5 protein-coding genes are annotated in these 17,207 nt (G+C 70.3%); 1 reads left to right on the top strand and 4 read right to left on the bottom strand.

The features are described from left to right. Positions 1-29: 29 nt before the first annotated feature. On the top strand, positions 30-314 hold the full coding sequence (locus tag IEY60_RS21290) for a GNAT family N-acetyltransferase (protein WP_189030950.1): 285 nt from the start codon (positions 30-32) through the stop codon (positions 312-314). Here IEY60_RS21290 and IEY60_RS21285 read toward each other — a convergent pair. The 4 genes from IEY60_RS21285 to IEY60_RS21270 all read right to left on the bottom strand — a co-directional run bounded on the left by IEY60_RS21285 (position 311) and on the right by IEY60_RS21270 (position 17,174). Beyond that, positions 311-13,966 (bottom strand): non-ribosomal peptide synthetase, encoded by a 13,656-nt coding sequence (locus tag IEY60_RS21285; protein WP_189030948.1) that lies wholly within the window; start codon positions 13,964-13,966, stop codon positions 311-313. The genes IEY60_RS21290 and IEY60_RS21285 overlap by 4 nt on opposite strands. Beyond that, the gene (locus tag IEY60_RS21280; protein WP_229740004.1) at positions 13,963-14,685 is read right to left on the bottom strand and encodes a DUF6875 domain-containing protein; all 723 of its coding nucleotides are present in this window, start codon (positions 14,683-14,685) and stop codon (positions 13,963-13,965) included. Before IEY60_RS21280 ends, IEY60_RS21285 begins: the two co-directional genes overlap by 4 nt. Positions 14,686-15,201: 516 nt before the next feature. Next, on the bottom strand, positions 15,202-16,359 hold the full coding sequence (locus IEY60_RS21275; protein ID WP_189030944.1) for an acyl-CoA dehydrogenase: 1,158 nt from the start codon (positions 16,357-16,359) through the stop codon (positions 15,202-15,204). Positions 16,360-16,514: 155 nt separating this feature from the next. Further along, positions 16,515-17,174: a TetR family transcriptional regulator gene (locus IEY60_RS21270; protein WP_189030942.1), complete on the bottom strand. Its 660-nt coding sequence runs from the start codon at positions 17,172-17,174 to the stop codon at positions 16,515-16,517. Positions 17,175-17,207: the final 33 nt, after the last annotated feature.

Raw genomic sequence — 17,207 nt, 5'->3', positions numbered from 1 at the left:
CGGGACGGGCCGCCGGGTTAGCATCCGGTATGACCACCAGGCTCGAGCACAACGTCGCCGACACTCGTTTCGAGATCTACCTCGACGACGTCCTCGCCGGCTACGCCGACTACGCCGAACGCGAGGATCCGAAGGTCCGCGACTTCCACCACACCATGACCTTCCCCGAATTCCGTGGCCGTGGGGTCGCCGCCGATGTCGTCGAGTACGCGCTGCGCGATTCCCGCGCCAACGGCTACCAGATCATCCCGACCTGCTGGTACGTCGAGAAGTACATCGCCGAGCACCGCGAATACGCCGACCTGGTGGCTTAACCGCGTAGATAGCGGGTCAGGATCGGGCCGATCACGGCGAAGGCGTCCGGGCCGGTGAGCCGGTTGTGTTCGTGGCCGGTCTGGTTGTCGATGATCTCGCCGCTGACGTAGGGGCGCCAGGTGTCGACGTTGGCTTCGTAGCCGGGGCGGGCGGTGGTGCTGCTGAAGAACAGCAGGTCACCGTCGAAGATCCCGGGTTCGTACTCGGCCGCCTCGCGCACGATCTGCTGGTAGTCGGCGTAGAGCCGACGCAGGTCCGCCGCGGTGAGCGCGCCGAGCAGACCCGCGATCGGGTTACCGATGCCGGCGTCGACGTCATTGTCGACGCCAGGCAGCGGTGCGGCGGTGTACCGGTCCGCCGCGGAATCGGCCGACGACGCTGGCGGCGCGATTCGATCGGGAGCAGCGCCGGCGGCACCGGCGCGCAAGAGTTCGGCGGCGTGTTCGGGCGACCCGTCGCCGTCGAGCACTGCCGGGTCGAGGCCGCCGAACTCGGCGAGCAGCACTTCCGGCGGCGGCAGTTCGGCGGCACCGGCCGGGTCGACATCGGCGCGGCCGTCGAGGATGGTCAGCGTGTCGACCTCGGCGCCGCGGCGCTGGAGTTCGACCGCGACAGCGTGCGCGATCGGCCCGCCCGCGGAGTAGCCGAGCAGCCGGTACGGTCCGGCTGGCTGGATCGCCTGGATCTCGTCGGCGTAGCGAACCACCCGTTCCCGCAGCGGCCGGTCGGGTTGCTCGGCCGCGATTCCGGGCGACTGCAAGCCGTAGACGGGGAAGCCGGGATCGAGGTGGCCGGCCAGACCGGCGTAGCACCAGGCCACGCCGATCGCCGGGTGTACGCAGAACAGCGCGGGACCGCTACCGCCCGCGCGCAACGGCACGAGGGTTCGCAGTGCCGGGTCGACCGTGTCCCCGGTGGTGATGCGCTGGGCGAGCGCGCCGGGCGTCGGGTCGCCGAACATCCACTGCACCGGCACCGCGACATCGAGCCGGTCACGGATCTGGGCGACCAGCCGGACGGCGATCATGGAGGTGCCGCCGAGTTCGAAGAAGTTGTCGTCCAAGCCGACCCGCTCGACGCCGAGGACGGATTCGAACGCGGCGACGACGGCTTCCTCGACGGGGGTGACCGGCGGACGATAGGGCAGGTCGGCGCGGTGTTCGGGTGCGCGGACGATGGGGTGCACGATGGTTCCCGGCGGCGCGGTGACGTCGAGTTCGCCGAGGACGCGGCCCGGGTCGGCGGTGAGCGCGTCGAGCACGTCGACGAATCGGTGCGCCAATGTCCGCGCGGTGGCCTCCTCGAACAGATCGAGGGAGAAGGTGAGCGTTCCGGACATGCCCGCTGGCGCGCCGTCGGGGCCGAAGTTCTCGGCCAGCATCCACTCGAGGTCGAATTTCGCGCCGACCGGCGGCATGTCGAGCGGGTCGACCCGCAGGCCGGGCAGTTCTACCGCCTCGCGCTCGAAGTTCTGGAAGACGAGCAGCACCTGGAACAGCGGGTGGTAGGAGGTGGATCGGGTGGGAGCCATCACCTCGACCAGTCGTTCGAAGGGGATGTCGGCATTGCCGAACGCGTCCAGGTCGCCGTCCTTGGTCGCGGCGAGCAGAGAGTCGAAGGTGGCCTCGGGATGGACGTGGCTGCGCAGGACCAGCGTATTGACGAACATGCCGACGAGGTCGTCGAGATCGCCTTCGCCGCGGCCCGCGATGACCGAGCCGATCGCCACGTCGGTGGTGTCCGACAGCCTGGCCAGCAGGGCTGCCAGCGCCGCGTGGGCCATCATGAACACGCTGACACCGTGCCAGCGGGCCAGTTCGCGCAGCCTTGTCTGGATCGCGGGGTCGATGTCGAATTCCGTCAGGCCCGCCCGGTGGGTGAGCACGGCGGGACGCGGGTGGTCGCTGGGCAGTGCCGAGACCTCGGGCAGTCCGTGAAGAGCGGTGCGCCAGTACTCGAGTTGCCGGTGCGAGACGCTGCCGGGATCGTCCTCGTCGCCGAGTAGTTCGTGCTGCCACAATGCGTAGTCGGGGTATTGCAGGGGCAGTGGGGTCCAGCTGGGCGCGGCGCCCTCCTGGCGGGCCGCGTAGGCCACCAGCACGTCGCGGGTCAGCGGCGCCACCGACCAGCCGTCGGAGGCGATGTGGTGCAGGGTCGCCACCAGCACCCAGCGGTTGTGATCGATCCGGAACAGCTGGGCGCGCAGGGGTAGTTCGGTGGTGAGGTCGAATCCCTGCCCGATCTCGGTGGCGACCCGGTCCCCGACCTGTTCCGGCTCGATCGGGGTGATCCGGATCGGCACGGAGGTCTCGGTGGCGGCACGGACGTCCTGGTACGGCTCGCCGTCGGCGTCGACCGGGTACACCGTGCGCAGGGATTCGTGGCGGGCCACCACATCCATCAGTGCGGCCTGCAACGCCGCCACGTCGAGGTCGCCCTCGACCGCCAGCGCGATCGGCACATTGTGGGCGGGCGAGGTGGGGTCGTACCGGTTGAGGAACCACATGCGCCGCTGCGCCGCCGAGAGCGGGATCCTGTCGGGGCGGGGGCGAGGACCGGGACGCGGGCCGGGTGGGGTGGCCGCGGTGCGTACGGCGGCGGCCAGTTCCGCCACGGTCGGCGAGTCGAAGACGACGCGCACCGGGATGCGGGCGTCGAGGGCGGCGCCCAGTCTCGCCGCGATCCTCGTCGCGGTCAGGGAGTTGCCGCCGAGGGCGAAGAAGTTGTCGTCGAGGCCGACCTTGGGGACGCCGAGCAGTTCGGCGAAGGTGTCGGCCACCGTCTGTTCGGTCGGGGTGACGGGTGGGCGGAACCGACCGGACCTGATGTCGGGGGCGGGCAGGGCGCGGCGGTCGAGTTTGCCGTTGTCGGTGCGCGGCAGGGCGTCCAGGACGACGATCGCCGTGGGCACCATGTAGGACGGAAGTCGCTGCGCCAGCGCCTCTTTCACCGCATCGAGGTCGAAGTGGGCCGCGCGTTCCGGCACCAGGTAGGCGACGAGCAGTTCGCCGAGCGCGGCATCGGTGTGGACGGTGACCACGGCCTGGTGCACGGCTGGGCCGGCGGTGAACGCCGCCTCGATCTCGCCCGGTTCGATGCGCAGGCCGCGCAACTTCACCTGCAGGTCGGAACGGCCCAGGTACTCGAGGCCCTGCGCGCGCCTGCGCACCAGATCGCCGGTGCGATACATCCGCTCGCCCGGCGCCCCGTACGGGTCGGCGACGAAACGCGCGGTGGTGAGGTCGGGGCGGCCGTGATAGCCGCGGGCGAGTGCGGGCCCTGCCAGATACAGCTCGCCGGCGACGCCGTCGGGGACGGGGTGAAGTCGCTCGTCGAGCACGAGCGCGGCCAGGCCGGGAACCGCTGTGCCGATGGTGATCTCGGCACCGGGAACGAGCGGCCCCGCCCCGGTGGCCCAGATGGTGGCCTCGGTGGGGCCGTAGTCGTTGAAGTGCACGCGGCCCGGCGCGGCCCACCGCTGCACCAGTTCCGGCGGGCACGGTTCGCCGCCGGTGATGATCGCCCGCAAGTCGTCGTGTGCCACCGTATCCACGGAGGCCAGCGCCGACGGGGTGAGCGCGATGTGGGTGACCCGTTCGCGGGCGAGCAGGTCGCCCAGTTCCGCGCCGCCGAACGCGGTCGGCCCGGCGACCACCAGCGTCGCGCCTGCACCCGCGGCCAGCAGTAGTTCCAGCACTGCGGCGTCGAAGCTGGGCGAGGCGACGTGCAGCACCCGCGATTCGCTGGTGGTACCCAGCCGTTCCTGTTGCGCGGCAACCAGGTTCGCCAGTCCGGCATGCGTGACGACCACACCCTTGGGGCGGCCGGTGGAACCGGAGGTGAAAATGACATACGCCGGGTGCGCGAGTTGCGGAGTCGTGTGGCGTTCGCCGGGATCGATCGGCGCATCCGAGGTGGCAGAGAGCTGCGTCGTGAAGTCTGGGTCATCCAGCAACAACCAGCGCACGCACCGGGCGTCCGAGGGCGCGATGTCGGCCCGCACAGCACCGACCGCGGCATCGCCACGCGCGCTATCCACAAGGCCGGCATCGGCCGACGCGGCACCCCCAGGCGCGGTATGGCCAGGGGTGGCATCCATGGGCACGGCATCGGCACGCGCGACATCCGCAGGCCCGGCGTTCCCGGGCTCGGCATCCGCACGCGCGGCATCGACGGGCTCGGCATCCGGGCGCCTGGTATCTGCACGCCCGGCATCCCCAAGGGCGGCATCGGGACGCGCGGCGGCGGTCCACAGGCGGATCGAATCGGCGCCTGTCGTGGTGATGCCGAGGGAGGCGCCGGAGTCGGTCAGGATTTGGGCGATGCGGTCGACGGGGTAGGCGGGGTCGACGGGGACGAATGCGGCGCCGGTCTTGGCTACGGACCAGACTGCGAGGATCTGTTCGGCGCTGCGGCGGATGGCTATGACGACCAGGTTCTCTGGGCCTGCTCCGGCCTGGATCAGCGTGCGGGCCAGGCGGTTCGAGCGTTCGTCGAGTTCGCGGTAGGTGAGCCTGGTTGTCCCGTCGACGATCGCGATGCCGTCCGGGTTCGTGGTGACGGCGGTGGACAGTAGGTCGGGGAGGATGGCGGGTGGGGCGACAGCGGATAGTGCCGTGCCGGGCAGGGTCGCGTGCTCGTGTGAGGTGAGCAGGTCGATATCGCCGACCGGCACATCGGGATTCGCCACCACCGCGCGCAGCAGGGTGAGCCAGCGGTCGGCAAAGCGGGCCGCGGTGTCGGCGTCGAAAAGATCTGTGGCGTAACCGAAGCGGACCGACAGGCCGTCCGCGGCGTCGTCGCCGACCGTGACGCTGAGGTCGAACCGCAGGCTCTGCTGGTCCAGTTCCATCGCCTCGACGTGGAGGCCGGGCAGGGCAATCTCGGTGTGGCCGAGGTTCTGGAAGACCAGCATGGCCTGGATCAGCGGGTGCCTGGCCGCCGAGCGAGTGGGTTCGAGCAGGTCGACGAGTTGTTCGAAGGGGATCTCGGCGTGGGCGAAGGCGTCGAGGTCGGTGCGACGCACCTGGTCGAGCAGGTCGGTGAACGGCAGCGCGGCAGGAACTTCGGTGCGCAGCACGACGGTGTTGACGAACATGCCGACCACGTCGTCGAGTTCGGCGACACCACGACCGGCGACCGGGGTGCCGACGGCGACGTCGGAGGTGCCGCCGAGCCGGGCGAACAGCACTGCGAGGGCGCTGTGCAGCACCATGAACAGGGAGCACTGGCGCTGTGCGGCAAGGCGTTCCAGTCCGGTGCGCAGGTCGGGTTCCATCGTGCGCACAACAGTGCCCGCGCGCAGCGACGCGACGGCGGGCCTCGGCCGGTCGGCGGGTAGCTCGAGTCGATCCGGCAGTCCGGCGAGGGTTTCGGTCCAGTACGCCAGCTGCCGAGCCGCCAGCGAATCGGGGTCGTCGGTGTCACCGAGCCGATGCCGTTGCCAGAGTGTGTAATCCGCGAACTGCACGGCATGCTCCGGCCACCGGGGTGCGGTGCCTGCCACGCGGGCGGTGTAGGCGGACATCACATCGCGCGCCAGCGTGCCCATCGAGTACCCGTCCGCGCTGATGTGGTGCACTACCACGGCCAGCACGTGTTCCTCGGGGCCGACCCGGAACAGCCGCACCCGCAGCGGGACCGCGGCGGCGACGTCGAAACCCTCGGTGACGCAGTCGAGAACGGCGGCGGGCAGGTCGGCGGCGGTGACATCGATCGCCTCGAGGTGGCCGCCGAGTTCGGCCGGTGCGACGACGACCTGGTAGCCGATGCCGTCGTGATCGGGGTACATGGTGCGCAGCGCCTCGTGGCGGCTCATCACATCGGTCAGTGCCGCCCGCAGCGCGACGAGGTCGAGCCGTCCTGTGAGCCGCAGGACGGCCGGGATGTTGTAGGCGCCCGAGGACGGGTCGTACTGGTTGACGAACCACATGCGCCGTTGCGCGGGCGCGAGCGGAATCCGCTCCGGGCGCGGGCCCGCACTCGGGCCGCCAAGCGCTGTGGGGAGCATGGTGTCGCTGTCGAGCCGGGCGGCCAGGCCGTGCACGGTCGGCGCTTCGAACAGCAGCAGTACCGGTACCTCGACGCCGAGTTCGGCACCGAGCCGGGCGGCCACCCGCGTCGCCGACAGCGAGTCGCCGCCGAGCGCGAAGAAGTCGTCGTCGGCGCCTACCTCGGGGTGGCCGAGCACCCCGGCGTAGGCCTGGGCCACCAGCCGTTCCGCACCGACCGGAGCGACGTAGGGCGCCACCGTGTGTCGAGGTTCGGGCAGGGCGCGCACATCGACCTTGCCGTTGCCGGTGACCGGCAGCGCGTCCAGGACCGTGACCGTCGCGGGCACCAGGTGCCGGGGCAGGCGCCGCACCAGGAACTCGCGCAGCGCGGTCGGGGTCAACTCGACGCCGTCGGCGGGGGCGGCATACGACGCCAGGGTCTGCTCGCCCCTCGGTCCGCGCCGCGGCACGGTGACGGCCAGCGCGACGCCGGGAGCCGCGAGCAGCGCCGCGTCGACTTCGCCCGGCTCCACCCGGATTCCGTGCAGCTTGGTCTGGGAGTCGTTGCGCCCGACGTAGCTCAGGCGGGTCGTCGACGTCCGGCGCACCAGGTCGCCGGTGCGGTACATGCGCTCACCGGGGGCGCCGAACGGGTTGGCCACGAAGCGCTCCGCGGTGCGCGCGACCGCGCCCGCATAGCCGCGAGCCAGGCCGGGGCCCATCAGATACAGCTCGCCGACCGCGCCGGGCGGCACCGGACGCAGCCACCGGTCCAGGACCGCGAGGCCGCAACCCGGCAGGAGCGCACCGAGATCGTCCGCGTCGTCCTTGGTCAGCGGGGCGCTCAGAGTCACAGCCACTGTCGCTTCGGCCGGGCCGTAGGAGTTGAGCATCGTCCGTCCGTCGCTCAGCCGCGCGAGCAGCTCGGGCGGGCAGGCTTCGCCGCCTGTCACGATCGCGCGCACCCCGGCGACGGCGGCGGTGGGCAAGGTGGTGAGGACCGCCGGCGGCGCGACCAGATGGGTCACCGCATTGGCGGTGACCACCTCGGCGAGCGGTTCGCCCGCCGAGGCCCGCGGCGGCGCGACCACCAGCGTGGCTCCGGCGTGACAACCGGTCAGCCACACCAGGATCGAGGCATCGAAGGCCGGGTTCATGCACAGCAGGAGGCGGTCGCCGGAGGTGAGGTGCAGGCGCTCGGAGACGCCGTCGACCAGTCCGCCGAGACCGGCGTGGGTCACCATCACGCCCTTGGGAGCACCGGTCGAGCCGGAGGTGTAGATCAGGTAGGCGGGATGCCCGGGGTGCAGCGGTCGGATCCGTTCGGCGTCGGTCACCGGGCTTGCGGAGCGGATCGCGACTCTGTCCGCCGACGACTCGTCATCGATGACCAGCCAGGACACTGTGTCGGGCAACGTCTTTCGATGCGCGGCGATCGTGATCCCGAGGCGGGCACGGCAGTCGTGTGCGACGGTGGCGATGCGCTCGACCGGATGGTCGACGTCCACGGGGACGAACGCCGCACCGGACTTGGCGATCGCCCACGCGGCGAGCAGCCATTCCGGAGAGCGTGGCACGGCGATCAGCACGGCACCCTCGGGACCGGCACCCGCGGCGATCAGGGTGTGCGCCAACCGATTCGACTGCTCATCGAGCTCGGCGTACCCGGGCTCCACGCCGTCCCCGACGACGGCGATCCCGCCGGAACGCACCCCGGCGGTGAGCAGCTCGGGCAGCAGACGCACCGACGGCGGCGAGGTCCGGACGACCTCGGTCCCGTCGACGCCACGCACCGCCGCGACCGGCAGGGCCGGATCCGCGAGCCGGGCGACGATGCGGCCCAGCCGATTCGCCAGCGCGGTGGCTTCGGCGTCGTCGAAATACCGGTCCGAGCAGGTGAGGTGGAGCCGCAGTCCGTCGCGTGCCTCCGCGGACAGGCACAGTGGATAGTGGGTGCCGTCGCGGCCGTGGAAGTCGCGGATTCGCAGGCGCGCGTGCTCCGAGGCCGATCGCAGTGCCTCGACGTCCATCGGATACGACTCGAAGACCATGCTCGTGTCGAACAACGGACCGACCCCGGCGAGCGACTGGATCTCGTTGAGCCCCAGTATATTCCGGTCGACGAGGGCGCCCTGCTCGCGCTGGACACGGGTCAGCAGTTCGCCGACGGGCTCGTCCGGGACCAGACCGATCCGCGCCGGGACGGTATTGACCAGCATGCCGACGATCCGTTCCGATCCGGGCAGGTCCGGCGGGCGACCCGACACGGTGGTGCCGAAGACGACGTCGGTGTGCCCCGTCAGCTCGGCCAGCAGCAGCGCCCACGCGGTCTGCACGACCGTGTTCAGGGTGACGCCGCGTTCGGTGCGGTGACGGGTGAGCGCGGCGGCGATGTCCTGTGCCAGCGGCACCTCCCGGCGCAGCTCGCCGGGCTCACCGTCGTGGTCGAGTGGGGCGCGGACCGCCGTGATCAGCGTGGGACCGGCCAGCCCGGCCAGCGCTTCCGACCAGGCCGTGCGCGCGCCCGCCGCGTCCTGGCGGCCGAGCCACTCCAGATAGCGCAGGTACGAGACCGGTTCGCCGAGGTCGGCGTCTTCGGTGTCGTACAGCGCGAGCAGTTCGCCCAGCAGCACCGGCATCGACCAGCCGTCGAGCACCAGGTGATGGTTGGTGACGATCAGGCGGACGTCGCGCGGACCGCAGCGCACGCACAGGAAGCGCAGCAGCGGCGGCTGTTCGGGGTCGAACGGGCGGGCGAGCTCGCGCGCGGCGATCGCGGCGCAGTCGGCCGGGTCGGCCTCGATCACCTGCCACGGCACGGTGACCTCGTCGAGTACCAGTTGCGCCGCCGTGTCCGCGGTCGTCACGAAGGCGGTCCGCAGCGCGGGGTGCCTGCGCGCGAGCGTCGTCGCGGCGGATTCGAGGCGAGCGAGATCGACCTCGCCGTCGAGTTCGAAGACGGCTTGCACGGCGTACTTGTCGGCGTGTCCGGCGGCGAGCCGGGTGTGGAACAGCAGGCCCTGCTGCAAGGGCGCCAGCGGCCAGACATCCTCGATGGCGGGGTAGCGGCGCTGCCACCCGGCCAGCTGCGTCGCGGTGACCGGCAGCAGCGCGATATCCGAGGGGGTCAGTCCGCCCGCACCCGGCTCGGCGACGGCGTGCGCCATGGTTTCCAGTGTCGAAACCCAGTGTCGCGCAATATTTTCCACCTCAGTGCGGGAGATGACCGCGGAGGGGAATCGCCACACCGCGTGCACCACGGGACCGTCGGGCTCGTCCATGGTCATCGCGTCGACGGAGATGACCGCCGACGCGGGCAGCTCGGCATCGACGGCTCCGCCGAGCTGGTTCGTCACGTCGACCGGTACCCACGGGATGCCCGGTTCGGTGCCGGCGATCTGGCCAAGGTAGTTGAACCCGACCTGCGGGTTGTCCGCGGACCGCAGCCGGTCGTCGGCGCCGAGATGGCGCAGCAGACCGAAGCCGAAGCCGCCGTGCGGCACCGCGCGCAGCTGTTCCTTCACCGCGGCGATCGCGGACATCGGCCCTGGGTCGGCGCCGAGGTCGAGCGCGATCGGGAACTGGCTGGTGAACCAGCCGACGGTCCGCGAAAGGTCGGCGCCGGGGACGACGGTCTCGTCGCGGCCGTGCCGCTCCAGCATGAGCAGCATTGCTCCCGGCGCGCCCCGGTGCTCGGTCAGCGCCTCGACCAGGGCCGCGAGCAGCGCCTCCTCGATACCGCAGCGCAGCGCGGTCGGCAGGTGCCTGAGCAGCGGGACGCTGGTCTCGGCGGGTATCCGGATCTCGATGCGGTCGACGGCAGCTCCGACATCGCGGGACGGGTCGAGCGGGCGAGCGCCGAGTGGCGGCTGTGCGGTGTCGAGCACGCCGCGCCAGTAGTCCAGCTCATCGGTCCATTCCGTAGCGCTCGCGGCGGCGTGGAGCGCGTGCGCCCAGGTGCGCAGGGAGGTGCCGACCGGCGACAGCTGCGGGACCGCGCCTTCGGTCACCGCGGCCCAGGCGGCCATCAGGTCGGCGATCAGGATTCGCCAGGACACGGCGTCGACGGCGAGGTGATGCGCGGCGAGTACGAGGCGTCCGCCGGGACCGCCGGGGTCGAGCCAGGTGGCGGCGAGCGCGACCCCCGCGCCGGGGTCGAGCCGTTCGATCGTCGCCGCTGTCGCTCTGTCGATGGTGGCGGGGTCGATCGCCTGCTCGGTTGTGGCGACGTGGTCGACGATCTCGGCCGCGTCGATTGTCGAGGGCGAGGTGACCTCGAGCTGATCACCGTCGACGACGCGCACGCGGAGCATGTCGTGGTGGTCGATGACCGCTTGCAGTGTGCGCGTCAGCCGGGTGCGGTCGACGTCATCCGGCAGGGCCAGCACCATCGTCTGTGCGAACCGCTGCCAGCCGGGCTGGGTCAGCAGCCAGTCCACGATGGGGGTTCGTGGTACCGAACCCACACCGCCGCCGGGCATTTCACGCAGGACGGTCCGCTCCCCCGGCGCGCCGACGACCGCGGCCAGTCCGGCCGGGGTGGGATGCTCGAACACGTCGCGCGCCGAGAAGACCAGGTCGGCGGACCGGCCGCGCGCCACCAGCTGGATCGACAGGATCGAGTCGCCGCCGAGCGCGAAGAACGAGGACTCGGGGCCGACCTCCGGTACCCCGAGCACCTCGGCGAACAGTTCGCTCAGCGCCCGCTCGACCGCGGACGCTCCCGCCCGGGGTGCCGTCGGCGTGGTGTCGGGCTCGGGCAGTGCTTGCCGGTCGACCTTGCCGTTGCCGGTCAGCGGCAGCGCGTCCAGCATCGTGATCGTGCCCGGCACCAGGTGTGCGGGCAGTCGGTGCAGGCAGAACTCCCGCAGCGCCGCGGCGTCGAGCTCGGCCGCCTCGTGCGTCGGCACCACGTACGAGGCGAGCATCGCCCGGCCCGACGCGCCCTTGCGCACCACCGTCACCGCGAATTCCACACCGGGACAGGTGGTGAGCACGGCGTCGACTTCGCCAGGTTCCACGCGCATGCCGCGCAGTTTCACCTGGAAGTCGCTGCGACCCACGAATTCCAGGACGAATGATCCTGCGGTGTCTACCGCCCGCCAGCGGACCAGGTCGCCCGTGCGATACAGGCGGCTTCCGGGCGCGCCGAAGGGATTGGCGATCATGCGCTGCGCTGTCGCGCCGGGGCGTTCGGCGTATCCGCGGGCCAGGCCGGGGCCGGCGATGTACAGCTCGCCCGGGGTGCCGGCGGGCACCGGCCGCATCCGGCGATCGAGGACGTGCAGCGTGACCCCGGGCACCGGGAAGCCGATTCCCACCTCGCGGTGCGGAGTAAGGGGCGCCGTGAACGTCGCTGCCACAGTGGTTTCCGATGGGCCGTAGGAATTCACCAGGGCGCGACCAGGTCCGAAGCGGGCCACCACCTCCGGCGGGCAGGCCTCGCCGCCGGTGGACACCGCGCGCACGCCGTCGAGCGCGCCGGGTGGCAGCGTCGTCAGCACGGCGGGTGTGGAGCACAGGTGGGTGATCGACGACTCGCGGATCGTTGCGGCGAGTTCGGCCCCCGCCACCGAGTCGGCGTCGGCGATCACCAGTGTCGCGCCGGCGGTGAAGGCGACCAGTAGCTCGAGCAGGGACGCGTCGAAACTCGGGTTGAGACAGTGCAATACGCGCGACTGCCGATCCGCCCGGTAGGCGTCGCGCACCGCCGCGGTCAGCGTGGCGATGCCCGCGTGGGTCACCACGACGCCCTTGGGCGTCCCGGTGGAACCCGAGGTGAACACGATGTAGGCGGGATTTTCGATCCGCGGGCGCAGTAGTGGCTCGGCGTCAGTGTTGGCTGTGGCGGCGACCGTGGTGTCGGCGGCGGCGTCCAGCCCGTCGTCATCCAGCACGATCCAGGTCACCGAGTCGGGCAGGTCGGCCCGCAGCCTCGACGTCGTGATGCCGAGCCGCGCACCGCATTCCGCTGCCATTATCGCCAAGCGCTCGGCCGGGTTCGACACGCCGACCGGCACGTACGCCGCGCCCGATCGGGCAACACCCCAGAACGCCACCACCGATTCCATCGACCGCGGCAGCGCCACGAGCACGGCGGACTCCGGGCCCGCCCCCGCCGCGATGAGCCGGCGTGCCAGTCGGGACGAAACCTGGTCCAGCGCACCGTAGGTGAGTTCACGCTCACCGGACACCACTGCCGTCGCGAGGGGACCCGCCGTCAGGAGTCCGTCGTCGAGCACGTCGGCGAGCAATCGCGGCCTCGGCGCGGGCGCACCGCGCAGACCCGCGCGCAGGGCCAGCTCATCGGGGAGGAAGTACTCGAGCGAACGCACCGGTGTGTCCGGGGCGGCGTCGATCATCGCCTCGAACAGTGCGAGGAACCGGCGGTGATGGCGGGCCAGGGTCTGCGCGTCGTAGAGGTCGGGGTTCGCGGTGAAATCGACGTGGACGGGGCTGTTCGCGCCGTGCTGATAGAAGTTGACGAACAGGTCCTCGATCGGCCCCGAGGTCAGCACGTGCAGGCTCGTCTCGACATCGGCGAAGTCGACGTCGGTGGGGAACAGCATGATGTTGACCACCGGACCGACCAGGCCACGCCCGCCCGTCGCGTCGCCGTTCGTCTCGCCGTGGCGGATCTCCTCGTGGCGGAACTGCTGATGCCGCAGCGCGCCCGAGACCTCCACCCGGATCGCGTCGACCAGGTCGGCGACGGTGCTGTCGGCCCGTACCCGCACCCGCAGCGGCACCACATTGGCCAGCATGCCGCCGGATCGGCGCAGCACCGCGGTGGTGCGGCCGGACACCGGCAGGCTCAGTACGACGTCCTCGGTGCCGGTCGCCTGCGCGTAGTACACCGCCAGCGCCGCCATCGCCAGCCCCGGCGTCCCGACATCGAACCGCGCGGCGGCCGCGTCGAGGCGCGCCTTGGTGGCAGCCGACAGTTCCGCGCGGTGCTCGCGGCCGAGCGCGTGCGCGGGCGCGGCGGCGTCGACGAGACTGCACCGCTGCGGCATGTCGGCGATCCGCTGCGACCAGTACTCGGCGTCGGCGGTGAAGCGCGTGCTGTCGCGATAGCGCATCTCCGCGTCGTACACCGTGCGCAGGCTCGCGGCCTTGCACGGCGGCGGATCCTGCCCGGACAGCGCCGCGTTGTAGAGCTCGGCGGCCCGGTACAGCTCGGTCGCGGAGGCGTAGCCGTCGATCGCGATGTGATGGCCGCGCGAGTACCACAGCACCCGCTGCGGTCCGACCCGGATCAGCGCGAACATTCCCAACGGGTCACCGATCAAATTGATCGGCGCCTCGACATCGGCGCGCATCCACCGGAACGCCTCGGCCTCGGGGTCGGCGGCATCGCTGAAGTCCAGATAGGACACTGCCAGCTCGATCCGCCGGTCGACGACCTGGCGCGGCCCGTCCCCGGTGTCGACCAGCCGCAGCTGGCCCGACTCGAACTCACGACTCACCTGCTGGGAGACCGCGATGAGGGCGTCGATGTCGAGCGGACCGCGCATATCGATGTACTGCGCCTCGTAGAGCGGCACAGTGGGATCGAGTTGCTGGGCGTACCACAAGCCGAGCTGGGCCGGTGAGAGCGGAAACTCCTCGACCGCTGCCGGCTCGGTCGCCGGCGCGGTGGACAATTCGCGGGTCATCGCTGATTTCTCCCCGCGCCGACCTTCTGCGGTACCTGCTCCTCGACGAGGTGGTATTCGGGCACCTCGGCGTTCGCGCTCGCGATGAGCCTGCCCACCACCACGTTGCGCACATGCGCGGGCAGGCCGGGTGCGAACTTCTTGACGTAGGCCGACATCCACTCCGGCCGATCCAGCAGGAACGGGAAGTCGGTGGCCATCATCGTGCGCACCACCAGCATCGGGATCGGTGCGTCGAGCGGGTGGTACTGCTTGTTCCACAGGCCCGGCTGGGTGCAGCCGGGATAGAACTGCCCGAGCATCAGGCCGCGCTCGACGAACTGCGTCTTGAGCTCGGCGTGCAGGTCGTCGATGAGTGTGTAGTCGTGCAGATCGGGCATCGCCGTCACCAGGCAGCGCAGCACCGCGGACCCGCCGTTGTCCGGCGGCAACTTCGGGAACAACTCCAGCGCGTCCGAGAGCACCAGTCGCACATACGCGGGCCACGGTTGCGCGCCGGCGACCCGGCCGACCCAGATCAGGTCACGGCGCATCGCCGGGCCGACATACGGACAGACGGGGCCCTCACGGCCGATCGCGTCCAGCGGCTGGGTCAGATGATCGTGCGCCCACGTGCGAACCCGGTCGAGCAGATCCTGCGTGAACCGGGATCCCTCCCCCGAGCTGGACAGCGGGAGCCAGCTCATTCCTGAGCGGGTTCCTGAAATTGCCTCGGTCATAACTCACCTCGCCACATCGCGAGGTAGAGCATCGCGCCGGGACAGCAGTCGGCACGCGAGTAGTGGGCCACTCGAATTACGGTGGCAAGTCCTCACACACAAGGTTTCAGCACTATGAAACATGTCGTCGACTCCTGCTATAGACGCCTAAAGGGCCTGGTCACAGCCCTTATCTAGTCAGGAGGATCGACAGCAGCCACATACCTTCACCCCGACGGCTCAGTTTGATCCCACCTGTCTTGGTATATTGCATTGAAGGGCTGAAACGAATCGCCGCAGAGCTACGAATAAATAACCCTCCGATATCGTTTGAATTTACCGACAGATTGTCCGTTCAATCCACGGACACATTTCGATCGTCATTCCCCCAGTACGCGGGCACAATCGAGGTAACGCCCCGGAATCGGCCCCGAACCGGCTATCCGGCGGAGAGTGGTGCCGGCCCCATGCTTCAGAAAAGGGAACGGCCCCCCGATGAGTCCATCGAGGGGCCGTGAGGCGCTGAGAGCGAGAGGATCAGCGCAGGATCTGGCGGGACATGACCAGGCGCTGGATCTGGTTGGTGCCCTCGTAGATCTGGGTGATCTTGGCGTCGCGCATCATGCGCTCGACCGGGAAGTCGGTGGTGTAGCCAGCGCCACCGAAGAGCTGGACGGCGTTGGTGGTGACTTCCATGGCGACGTCGGAGGCGAAGCACTTGGCGGCGGCGGAGATGAAGCCGAGGTTCTTCTCGCCGCGCTCGGCGCGGGCCGCGGAGGTGTAGACCATGAGGCGGGCGGCCTCGACCTTCATCGCCATGTCGGCGAGCATGAACTGGGTGTTCTGGAAGTCGGCGATGGCCTTGCCGAACTGCTTGCGGTCCTTGGTGTAGGCGATCGCGGCGTCGAGCGCACCCTGGGCCAGGCCGACGGCCTGCGCGCCGATGGTCGGGCGGGTGTGGTCGAGGGTCTGCAGCGCGGTCTTGAAACCGGTGCCGGGCTCGCCGACGATGCGGTCGCCGGGGATGCGGCAGTTCTCGAAGTACAGCTCGGCGGTGGGCGAACCCTTGATGCCCAGCTTGTGCTCGAGCGGGCCGACGACGAAGCCCTCGTCGTCCTTGTTGACCATGAACGAGGAGATGCCGTTGGCACCCTTCTCGGCATCGGTCACGGCCATCACGGTGTACCACTCGGAGCGGCCGCCGTTGGTGATCCAGCACTTGGAGCCGTTGAGGATCCAGTCGTCGCCGTCAGCCTTGGCACGGGTACGCATGGACGCGGCGTCGGAACCGGCCTCACGCTCGGACAGCGCGTAGGAGGCCATCTTGCCGTCCACCAGGTCACCGAGGACCTTCTGCTTCAGCTCCTCGGAGCCGTTGAGGATCAGGCCCATGGTGCCGAGCTTGTTGACGGCGGGGATCAGCGAGGAGGAACCACAGACGCGGGCGACTTCCTCGATCACGATACAGGTGGCGACCGAGTCGGCACCCTGGCCGCCGTAGGCCTCGGGCACGTGCACGGCGTTGAAGCCTGCGGCGTTGAGGGCGGTCAGCGCCTCCTCGGGGAAGCGGGCGTTGCCGTCGACGTCCTTGGCGTAGGGAGCGATTTCCTTCTCGGCGAGGCCGCGGATGGCCGCACGGAGCTCATCGTGGAAGTCCTCGAGCTGGAACAGGTTGAAATCCGGGTTTCCCGCCATCGGGCACACTCCTGGTCGTGGTGGTGATCGCTGCGGTCAACAGCGCGTCTTGCTTCGGCACCGAGTGCCAGTCCGACTTGGATTATACCCCCGGCACTCTACCGCTACATGGGGATATACCGGTGGCACTCAGTGTCACTTCATGCTCGAGCCGCTCACAGGTTACCGAGCTGGGCGGTGATCAGGTCGGCCACCTTGCGCGGCGGCATGTCTCGCGGGAAGACCGCCAGCACCAGCTCCTCGCGTGGCGCCGCGTCCTGCCTGCCGCGCGGGATCAGGGCCAGCTCGCCGCGCAGATCGGTGACGGCGGCCGCCGACTCGCCGCGCACCATCCGGCGCAGCAGATAGTTGTGCGTCGCGGTGACCGCCGCGGTGAACTGCACGCGCGCCAGATCCGGCACGTCGGGCAACTGCTCACGCAGGAAATCGGTGAACAGGCGCTCGTACCGGAACACCGTCACGATCTCGCGCTCCCGCAACGCGGGCACCCGCCGCACCACCTGATACCGGCGCGCGGCGATGTCACGCCACTGCGTGAACCGCTCGAACACCCCGATCACGGACTCGCACACCGCATCCCACGGATCGCCGTCGGCCCGCGCCAGGAAATCCTCGGCCAGCGCGAGCTGGAATTCGTGATCGGCGAAGATCACGTCCTCCTTGGACCGGAACTGCCGGAAGAAGGTCCGCCGGGAGATCCCCGCCGCCACCGCGATCTCGTCCACCGTCGTCGCCTCGTACCCCCGCTCGGCGAACAACCGCAACGCCTGATCCACCACCGTGAGCCGGAACTGCGCCGCATCGTCGTGTGCCACCCGACCACCGTAGTCACCGGCCACGACAGGTCC

The organism is Nocardia rhizosphaerihabitans, assembly GCF_014646295.1.
Taxonomy (GTDB): Bacteria; Actinomycetota; Actinomycetes; order Mycobacteriales; family Mycobacteriaceae; genus Nocardia; species Nocardia rhizosphaerihabitans.
This window is presented reverse-complemented; position numbering and strand designations above follow the sequence as displayed.

Coding starts and splice junctions, on each gene's coding strand:
- IEY60_RS21290 (WP_189030950.1), top strand. CDS start 30: ATGACCACCAGGCTCGAGCACAACGTCGCCGACACTCGTTTCGAGATC.
- IEY60_RS21285 (WP_189030948.1), bottom strand. CDS start 13,966: ATGACCCGCGAATTGTCCACCGCGCCGGCGACCGAGCCGGCAGCGGTC.
- IEY60_RS21280 (WP_229740004.1), bottom strand. CDS start 14,685: ATGACCGAGGCAATTTCAGGAACCCGCTCAGGAATGAGCTGGCTCCCG.
- IEY60_RS21275 (WP_189030944.1), bottom strand. CDS start 16,359: ATGGCGGGAAACCCGGATTTCAACCTGTTCCAGCTCGAGGACTTCCAC.